General features: G+C 44.3%; 9 protein-coding genes. 3 read left to right on the forward strand and 6 right to left on the reverse strand.

Annotated features, from left to right (window positions below; translation table 11 throughout):
• Positions 1-142 precede the first annotated feature (142 nt).
• On the forward strand, positions 143-766 hold the full coding sequence (locus V7L01_RS23335) for a TetR/AcrR family transcriptional regulator (protein WP_335038859.1): 624 nt from the start codon (positions 143-145) through the stop codon (positions 764-766).
• Positions 767-870: 104 nt separating this feature from the next.
• Positions 871-1,170, forward strand: coding sequence for a 30S ribosomal protein PSRP-3 (locus V7L01_RS23340; protein ID WP_069071048.1), 300 nt, complete (start codon positions 871-873; stop codon positions 1,168-1,170).
• Positions 1,171-1,180: 10 nt separating this feature from the next.
• On the opposite strand, the gene V7L01_RS23345 is transcribed toward V7L01_RS23340, so the two are convergent.
• From V7L01_RS23345 to V7L01_RS23370, 6 genes are all read right to left on the reverse strand, one after another.
• Positions 1,181-2,992, reverse strand: a complete 1,812-nt coding sequence (locus V7L01_RS23345) for a serine/threonine-protein kinase (RefSeq protein ID WP_335038861.1) — start codon at positions 2,990-2,992, stop codon at positions 1,181-1,183.
• 253 nt (positions 2,993-3,245) lie between these two features.
• Positions 3,246-5,348, reverse strand: a complete 2,103-nt coding sequence (locus V7L01_RS23350) for an SPFH domain-containing protein (RefSeq protein ID WP_335038863.1) — start codon at positions 5,346-5,348, stop codon at positions 3,246-3,248.
• Positions 5,349-5,501: 153 nt separating this feature from the next.
• Entirely contained in the window at positions 5,502-5,915 is a 414-nt protein-coding gene (atpC, locus tag V7L01_RS23355; RefSeq protein ID WP_094348863.1) for an ATP synthase F1 subunit epsilon, read from the reverse strand.
• A 156-nt stretch (positions 5,916-6,071) separates the two neighbouring features.
• Positions 6,072-7,520 carry a F0F1 ATP synthase subunit beta gene (gene atpD, locus V7L01_RS23360; protein ID WP_335038865.1) on the reverse strand — a complete coding sequence of 483 codons (1,449 nt, stop codon included), beginning with the start codon at positions 7,518-7,520 and terminating at the stop codon, positions 6,072-6,074.
• 396 nt (positions 7,521-7,916) lie between these two features.
• Positions 7,917-8,360, reverse strand: coding sequence for a hypothetical protein (locus V7L01_RS23365; RefSeq protein ID WP_335038867.1), 444 nt, complete (start codon positions 8,358-8,360; stop codon positions 7,917-7,919).
• Positions 8,361-8,429: 69 nt separating this feature from the next.
• The gene (locus tag V7L01_RS23370; RefSeq protein ID WP_335038869.1) at positions 8,430-8,594 is read right to left on the reverse strand and encodes a hypothetical protein; all 165 of its coding nucleotides are present in this window, start codon (positions 8,592-8,594) and stop codon (positions 8,430-8,432) included.
• 378 nt (positions 8,595-8,972) lie between these two features.
• On the opposite strand from V7L01_RS23370, the gene V7L01_RS23375 reads away from it, so the two are divergent.
• On the forward strand, positions 8,973-9,797 hold the full coding sequence (locus tag V7L01_RS23375) for a SirB1 family protein (RefSeq protein WP_335038871.1): 825 nt from the start codon (positions 8,973-8,975) through the stop codon (positions 9,795-9,797).
• Positions 9,798-9,926: the final 129 nt, after the last annotated feature.

Below are 9,926 nucleotides of genomic sequence, written 5' to 3' on the forward strand. Positions count from 1 at the left end.
GGCTGAATTCGTCTTGGCATACGAAACTGTTTAGTATTGCTTTTAAGCAATACTAAACAAAACTGTTTCGTCTTGTTAAGGAGGTATGATAGAAATCAGTCAATAGTATTTGTAGATCCCCAGCAAGCCGGGAAATTGAATAATGAGTAACCTTAAGAGTGTTGAGCGGGAGTTATCCCCCGAAAAAACTGAAGCGATTCTGCGGGGAGCGATGCAGGAGTTTATGGAGCATGGCTATGCAGGAGCCAGGATCGATAAAATTGTGGCAGCCGCAGGGGTTTCTAAAGCTACAGTTTACCGACGCTTTGCCGATAAGGAGACATTGTTTACCGCTCTAATCCAACGAATGGCAGAGAAAGTAAACTTTTTTGAGCAACAAGACTTTCCCTCATGCCAAGAAGAACCCGTTGTATTCTTGAAACGTCATGCTACTAAAATGCTTAACTGTGCTGCTCAAAACCCGCAAGATATAGCACTTTTTAGAATCGTCATTGGTGAATCAGGTCGCTTTCCAGAACTAGGACGGGTTTTTCTCCAAAATGTTGAGAAACCAAATCTTGACTTTATCACCCAATACTTTGCTACTCATCCTAAACTTCAGCTTGCCGATCCAGAAGTTGCAGCCCGAACGTTTATCGGAACGCTGATCCATATTGTGACTACGCGAAATCTGCTGCATGGTGGAGATATTATGCCAATAGAGGACGATCGCCTCATCGATGGCTTGCTCGATCTGATTATTCATCCAAGCAAGAGCGTGAGATAATGACTTCAGTACTCCTGAATGTTTGGTCATTTGATAGGGTATTGCGTTAAAATAAGCGATCGCTATCCTAGTTCAGTAATGCCCGGAAATTCCCGGAGGTGTGATTGACAAAGTTTATTTTGAAAATTCTGTGGTTAGACGAGAACGTTGCTCTAGCAGTCGATCAAATTGTCGGCAAAGGCACAAGTCCCTTGACTAAGTACTTTTTTTGGCCCAGAAATGATGCCTGGGAAGAGTTAAAAAAGGAATTAGAGTCCAAACATTGGATTACTGACGTGGATCGTGTCGAGTTGCTTAATAAAGCGACAGAAGTGATTAACTACTGGCAAGAGGAAGGCAGAAACCGTCCAATGGCAGAAGCTCAGTTGAAATTTCCAGAAGTTGCCTTCACAGGTAGCGCCTGATATTACAATATTAGCGATGTCTACGACGGGCTACGCCTACGCGCTGTTCTACAAGCTGCCACAGTTTGATAGTCTTGTCCCGGCTGCCGCTTGCAATTAATTGTGTAACTTTGTTCACAGCAACAGCAGATACTGAGTCTACATGACCAGAGAGAGTAACAATCTCTTCTGCTGTGCTTACCCTCCAAAGTTTAACTGTTTTGTCGCAACTTGCACTTAGGAGTGTTTCACCATCGGCACTAAAAGCCACAGCCACCACAGACCAGGAATGGCCTACAAGTGTGCAAATTAGCTGACCAGTGTTTACCTCCCATAACTTAATAGTGTTATCATCACTACCCGTCGCCAAAATTTTCCCATCAGGACTAAAAGCGACTGTCAAAACCGCCCATGCATGACCCGAAAGGGTGCTTAACAAGCTATAGCATGAGCGGTTTTGAAATTTTCTCTGGGAACCTTCTAATACAGGTATCTGCCACAGGCGAATTGTTCTGTCATAACTAGCGCTAGCTAAAAGCTGTCCTTGGGGACTAAATGCTACTGAATTTACCTGTAGTTGGTGTCCAATGATGGTGCAAATCTCTGTGCCTGTATTTACATCCCAGAGTTTGACTGTCTTATCCCAGCTACCACTAGCAAGAATCTGCCCATTTGGACTGAAAGCAACTGATTTTACGGTATGTGAGTGTCCTAAGAGGGTGCAGATTTCTTTTAATGTATCAAACTGCCACAATTTGATAGTTTTATCATCGCTAGCAGTTGCCAGAATTTTCCCATCTGGACTGAAGACGACTGATTTTACAGCTTGGGAATGTCCTGATAAGCTAGCTAGGACTTTTTTGCTATTTAAATCCCACAACTTGATGTTTTTGTCATCACCACTACTGGCTAAAGTGTGACCATCAGGACTAATGGCAAGGGTATTCACCCTACTCAATGTCCCAGAATGCTCAGTTAAGGTATGCAAGCATCGCCAAGGAGGAGTTGGTAATTTAAAATTTTGAGTTTTACATTCCATACCCATTGCTTGCATAACTTCATCAGCTGATTGAAAGCGACGGTTAACAGCATTTTGCAGCAGCTTGTCGAGGATTTGGGTCAAGCGTAAACTTTTTGAGTCTTGTTGCCAGACATCGCTAACTTTGGTAGTAAGATATTGTTGCCAAACCCAACAATCATTAGCAATATCAAATAAATCAAAGGGTGGAATTTGGGTAAGTAAGTAAATACAAGTTACACCCAAGCTATATAAGTCACTAGCAAAAACTGCTTTTCCCTTAAGTTGCTCTGGTGCAGAGTATTCTGGACTACCGATACTGGTTTCAAATGTTAGCCGCTCGATTTCTGTGACGATTTTCGCAGTGGTAAAATCGACTATGACGAAATCCCCCTTTTTTGTAATTGGGGATCTACGGATGATATTTTGGGGTTTAATATCGCGGTGGATGATGTGGCGATCGCTAATAAACTGCAAAACTGGCAACACATCTTCTAAAAGTTGCCAAATCTGAGTTTCATTAAAAGCACCTTCTTCTTCAACCACCTCAGCTAAATTAGTGCCTGCAATAAACTCCTGCACTAAATAAAAATGCCCTTTCTGCTGAAAATAAGCCAACAAAGCCGGAATTTGGGGATGCTTTCCTAATTCTTCTAGCTGTTGCGCCTTTTGCTGAAAAGTTTTAAATGTTTCGTATTCGAGCGATAATTCTTGAACGACGCAAGGAATTGGCGGAAACTGACCTTCGTCTACAGCCAGGAAGGTTTTACAGAATCCCCCTTTACCAATCTGCTTGAGTAAACGATAACGTTCTTGTAAAAGCAAACTTTCTTTGCCTACTGGGTATCCATAATAAAATATAGCTGTTTTTAGTTACTCAGAACTCGGAACTTCGTTTGATATGAGATGCTAACAGGTATGGATGACAAGTATCGCACCAAGGTAAAACGATTGAATTTTAAGTTTGGGAGAAGAGGTTGAACGTAGCTCTTTATAGCTATTTCCTCCCCTGCCTCCCCTACTTATCCAAACCGTATGGGGGCGCAGATATGTGCGCCCCTACCAGATGTTGCTAATGTTACTTATCCCCTGGAAAATTCACAACTATAGGTGGATAACCGTTTTCTGTGGTTGGTTGTGTTTGGGTAACTACTGGTTGCGGATGCAAAGGTGTTGGTTTCAATTCACCTTTACCAGTTTGATTCCATAAAATCATGGATAATAGCCCGTCCACTAAGCCGTTATTGCTGCCGTTGCTGCCAACTAAGACATCTGGAATTAAGCGGACATGGCGATCGCCGATAATCTGCATCAGTTGCATTGCTGTATAACCTTGTGGCCCCAAGGCTTCCACACCCGCGCGATAGGTTTCAGCTTTGGCGTTACCTGTGGCACGGATACCTTCAGCTTCAGCAATTGCCCGGAGTTTTGTCCCCTCAGCTTCACCGTTCGCCTCCTTAATTTGGGCTTGGGCTTTCAGGTCAGCTATATGCACACTCTGCTCCGATTTCACCATTTCTTGCTGGATATTAGCAAGTGCCGTTTCCCGGACAAGCTGCTGCCGTTGGGTTTGCGCCATCTGCTGGACTTCATAAGTCTTGCGTTCTTCTTCAGCAATTTTTCGGTCTGTCTGTGTCTGCATTAACGACGCTGGTGGCTGAATATCACCGATCAGGGTGTCGATCGCTTGCACGTCATAAGCCCGCAATGCTGTTTTAATATACTCAGCAGCCTCAGTTTGTCGTTCGCTCCGAGCAGTCAGAAAATCTAATACAGTACAGTTTTGGGCTGAGTTGCGGAAATAATTACCGATAGTTGGTTCTAATACATGGTCTACCAGATTTTGCATTGCACCAACGCGGGAAATTACCTTCGGAGCATCTAAAGCACCCACATGGATAATTTGTGCTACTTCCAAATCAAAGGCAAACCCATCACGCGATCGCACTGTCAAGGAAGCTAGTTGAGCATCATAGCTGTGACGTTCGGTGCGATCTGACCAGTTTAATACAATGTTGGTCGTTGGCACCAGTTCCATCTTCATAATCCGGGAATTAATCGGATGTTTGCCAGGATACAGCGGTTCTACCCACACGCCCTTATGTCCAGGATTCACCAAGTTACCGTGGGTGAAAGCTGCACCGCTGACATCTTGATGTGCCTTGCCGACGAAAGAAATCACCACACCCACATACCCAATGGGAATTTCCGTCATCGGCACTTGCTCAACCTGGACAAACCAAGGATTCAAGTTCCAAGAACCAGAAAGCAAGGTTTGCTCTTGTAAGCCTCGCCGCCCCCCGCCATTAATAAATTTCTGACCATTTTGGAAGTTGTCGTGTCCGTCAATTATGGGGCCTGCGAGTTCACCAGCGGAGATTGGTACACCATCTAAGGTAGTAACGATGCCAACTTTATCAGATGCCAGACTGTACACCCGCAACTGTTCTGGAGTCATACCATGAGCGCTGGCATTTGATGCCATGATGACTTTAAATAGGGCAGTATTAATCCGGTACGTACCAGCGGTAAGAAAACCCATTTGCCGCCCTTTCTCCCCGCCTTGGGTGAGAAATTTCCGAGCATCTTGGAAGTTGTCACAACTGACAATTTTACCCAAAATCCGCTCTGGTGGGTTGGATGCGCCATCTGCTGCCACAATCAAAGCGATTTCCCCTTGGGGAACGACAATTACTGATTCTTTCTTTACAGAATACTGCCAAGGCCAATAGCCCCAGTGCCAACCAGGAGCTAAAGTATCTGCTTGCAAGCCAGCTTCCCCGTTGAGGGCAATCAAACTTCCGGCGGGGAGTCCATGCCCGGAAAGGGTAAATTTTCTAACTACAATACCAACTTCACGTTCGCCAATTACTACAAGCCCGCCAAAGAATAAGGGGACAAATATAACTAAACCACCAACGAGTAGAATGGGAACCACTACAACAGGATTAATTCCAGCAGCTTGATATTCAGTCCTGCTAATTTGTAACTGGGAAATATTTGGTTTGGTCTGATTTAGCTGGACAGTCGCCGAAGTAATTTCTTTTGCAGTATTTGTTACAGGAGTCGCATTGGCAGAGTGAATACTACTAGCGATCGCTAACGTTGCTACGATAGATGCTGCAAAGCGAGCTAACTTATTTTGTTTACGAGTACCAAGCAAAGATGAAAAGCTTTTCATAATCTGTGCCCATCTGGGCAACTAATTAGCTAAGTTAACACTTCACTAACGCTTGCCTCGATTTCTTAAACTTGGCGTAATTTTTTTAAAATTTAATAAATAATTTGTAGGTTGGGTAATGTCCAACCTACAAAGTTGAAATAGAAAGTTAAATTAGACCGAACCGCCAGCAGCTTGAAACCGAGCGCGGGCGCGTTTGAAGGCTTGATTTGCCTGGATTTGGGCTTGGCGATCGTCTGCTGAGACTTGACTTAGACGCGCTTCTGCTTGGTTGTAAGCAGTACGGGCTTCATCAAGGTTAATTTTGTCGCCACGTTCAGCGCCGTTAACCAGAATTGTCACTTCATTTTCTTCGACTTCGGCAAAGCCACCCAAAAGAGCGATCGCTTCCCAATTCTGATTTTTAGCGCCACGAACTCGCATTACACCAGTATCCAGGGCAGTCAAAAGCGGTGCGTGTCCAGTTAAGATACCTAGTTGACCAGTGGTGCTAGGCAAAACTACTTCTTCAGCTGGGGCATCCCATACTGTTTTGTCTGGGGAAATTACACGAACGGTTAATGTCATTTGTCTTTTGTCCTTTGTCTTTTGTCTTTTGTCCTTTGTCCTTTGTCTTTTGTCATTTGTCATTTGTAATTGCCATTAGTCATTAGCCTTGAACTAATGACTAATGACTAATGACCAATGACCAGTGACCAATGACCAGTGACCAATGACTAATGACTAACCTTTGATTTTTTCAGCTTTAGCGATCGCTTCGTTAATATCGCCAACCAAGTAGAAAGCCTGTTCTGGCAGAGCATCCAACTCACCAGACAGAATTTTTTGGAACCCTTTGATGGTATCTTCCAACTTCACATATTTACCAGGAGAACCGGTGAATACTTCTGCTACAAAGAATGGCTGAGACAAGAAGCGCTCAACTTTCCGCGCCCGCGCGACGATGAGACGGTCTTCTTCAGACAATTCATCTAGACCGAGAATGGCGATAATGTCTTGGAGTTCTTTATAACGTTGCAGAGTTGATTGCACCGCCCGGGCAGTATTGTAGTGTTCTTCACCGACAATATTTGGTTGAAGCATGGTGGAAGTTGAGCCAAGGGGGTCAACTGCGGGATAAATTCCCTTAGCTGCCAAACCGCGAGACAGTACTGTGGTTCCGTCCAAGTGGGCGAAGGTGGTAGCAGGTGCGGGGTCGGTGAGGTCATCCGCAGGTACGTACACTGCCTGAATCGAGGTAATGGAACCCTCGGTAGTCGAGGTAATCCGCTCTTGCAGTTCACCTACGTCGGTTCCCAATGTGGGCTGATATCCTACCGCAGAAGGCATCCGGCCTAGTAGCGCGGACACTTCCGAACCTGCTTGTACAAACCGGAAGATATTATCAATAAACAGCAGCACATCCTGCTTGTTCACATCCCGGAAGTACTCTGCTACTGTCAATCCCGAAAGACCAACCCGCATTCTTGCTCCGGGTGGCTCGTTCATTTGACCGTAAACTAGAGCAATTTTTGATTCGTTGAGGTTGTCTTTGTTGATAACCCCAGATTCCATCATTTCATTGTAGAGGTCATTACCTTCACGGGTGCGTTCACCCACGCCAGCAAATACGGATACTCCACCATGCTGGGTAGCGATGTTGTTAATCAACTCCATCATGATTACGGTCTTACCAACACCAGCACCGCCGAATAGACCAATCTTACCGCCGCGTCGATAGGGAGTCAGAAGGTCAACAACTTTAATCCCAGTCTCAAACACCGAAGGTTTGGTTTCCAGGTCGGTGAATTTAGGAGCAGAGCGGTGGATAGGTAAACTTGCCTCAGCGTTTACTGGGCCCCTGTTATCCACAGGTTCGCCAAGGACGTTGAAAATTCGGCCCAAGGTGGCTTTACCAACTGGCACGGTAATGGGAGCGCCTGTATCGCTGACTTCAAAACCGCGCACTAAGCCTTCGGTGGAACTCATCGCAACAGTCCGCACCTGGTTGTCGCCCAGCAGTTGCTGTACTTCAACGGTGATGTTGATTTCCTGTCCAGCTTCGTTGGTGCCTTTGATTTTCAAAGCGTTGTAGATTTGTGGCAATTTCCCGCCGGGAAATTTAACGTCTACGACTGGGCCAATGATTTGGGTAATGTAGCCAATGTTTGTTTTTTCTGCGGTTGTGACCATGCTGCGCCTAATGAGTGAAGCTAGTTTTCAGATACGGTCGGAGAAGACATAAAATTAAGCAATGTCACCTTTCAGATTAGCACTGAACGACCCTACCTTCGCCTTAAATTGATCCTTAAGACTGGTGTCTGAGTAGCCAAGGTAGGCTTGCTTGTAAAACTTTTCAAGTCAGTCAAGCAATTTTGGATTGCCGATCGCGACGCAAAAAGCAAGCCCGCGTACCCTTGCAGGGAAGCAAGCTACGCACAGCGTCTTGTAGAGAGCGTCTTTTGGATTGAAAGAGACCATGAGGATACAGGTCATGAACCAAAAAAATCTAAAATTCTTAGTCAAAAAAAAATGCTGTGCCTGTTAATGTCAGGCACAGCAGGTATCAAAATGAAGGTGAGAAGAAATTTAGGCTTTCACGGCAGCTTTTTGTAGCTGTTTGCGCTTGCAAAGGGAAGCAGTGCTGAAAGCACTGAAGGCTAGGAAACCGATTATGGAGGTAAGTTCAGGAACAGAGGTGGTCTTAGTAAATTTCACGTCATCCAGCAGTAGTCCAATATTATCTCCACCAAGCCCATCGAAAGCCAATTTGGCGGTTGTCGCTGAGGTGACTGTGATGTTGCGAGTAAAGGTTGTAAAGTTCTGGGACGATGGCAGCGTAATTGTTTCGTTCAACAGGCTACCCAACGATACGGACACAGAGTTTAAACCGTTATTTCTTCGATCGCCAGCCAGCTTGAAAGTTAAATTGAGGATGTCACCGACATTAAACGCGAATGTTGTTTTAGATTCAAGTTTACCAGCCAGAGTTGATGAGCCATCTGTATCTACGTATAGCCCGTTGTTTGGCAAGAAGTTAAAAAACCCATTTCCAATCAGGTCAACTGTTCCGTTTGTAACACTCCAATTGGCAAAATTGTTCTAGTTTAACGCCCGATTGCCGCTATTTTCAGTATTAAAATTGTCTTCTAGAAGAACCACGGTTGCGGCTTTAGCAGAAGCTGATGTTGCAATTCCAATTACAGTAGAAGCTGCGATCGCTATGCTGATTTTGCTTATATGTTTCAAAATCGCTGCTTTTGTCATAAAAATTACTTTATTCTCTTGCTCAATATTTATTAAATAGTTTAGTAGTTAATTTAGTTGTTGAGGACAATATATACGTATAAATACGCAAACATTGACCTATAGATTCAATTTAACAGTAGTAAAAACTGACTTAACGCCAGCCTTATATAAGTATTTATGAGCAAATACATAGTTAAAGTTGGGGTGTTTTTTTACAGCAGCTTTATACTACTCCTGTACCCATAAGATTTGATTAAAGTCAGAAATCCAAAGCTGCGTAAGTTTGGAAACTCCTGCCGTCAATCGGTGTTAATACAGCGCTAAAATAAATGTAGTTACAACAAACTGGTGTAAGTTCACCCGCTTCATCTTCACACCTCCACCGGGCAACAGCTTATGAATTTCTCCTCAGCACGACAATATTTTTACCAGGAGATTCAGCAGTCTGACGAGCACATTGACCTAGCAAAGGCAGCTTTGTATATTGCACAAGAAGAATATCCCAAGCTAGACCCAGAGGAATACCTCAACGCCCTTGATACAATGGCATGGGAGCTTCAAGAACGCCTGCCTGACTCGCGATATCCTCTGCGGATAGTTCAAAGTATTAATCAGTATCTCTACGATGATTTAAAGTTTTCTGGTAATAAGATTGACTATTACGACCCACGCAACAGCTTTTTCAATGATGTAATTGACCGCCGCCTGGGGATTCCTATTAGCTTGGCGCTGGTTTACCTGGAGGTTGCTCGACGGATTGATTTTCCGATGGTGGGTGTGGGAATGCCAGGACATTTTCTAATCCGCCCGGATATTCCTGATATAGAGATTTTTGTCGATGCTTTCAATGGTGGCGAAATAATATTTGCCCAAGATTGCGAAGAACGCCTGTCTCAAATTTATCAGCAACCTGTGACGCTACAACCAGAATTTTTAGCTGTAGTCGGTAATCGGCAATTTTTGGCACGGATGCTGACAAATTTAAAATTTATTTACCTCAAACAGCAAGAGTTAGAAAAAACGCTGGCAGCAGTTGAACGAATTTTGTTGCTGTTTCCTGGTTTAACTTTAGAATTGCGCGATCGCGGTCTGATCTATTATCAACTCGGTTACTACCCCCAAGCCGCAGACGACTTACAAAATTATTTAACAAAAATTCCCGATGCCGAGGATGCATCTATGATTCGGCGGCTACTTACCGAATTGGGTAAGGATAGTTAGGGAGTAGGGAAGAGGGAGATGAGAGAGAATGACCAATGACCAATGACCAATGACCAATGACCAATGACCAATGACCAATGACCAATGACCAATGACCAATGACCAATGACCAATGACCAATGACCAATG

This window comes from Nostoc sp., from assembly GCF_036917095.1.
In the GTDB taxonomy this organism is placed as follows: Bacteria; Cyanobacteriota; Cyanobacteriia; order Cyanobacteriales; family Nostocaceae; genus Nostoc.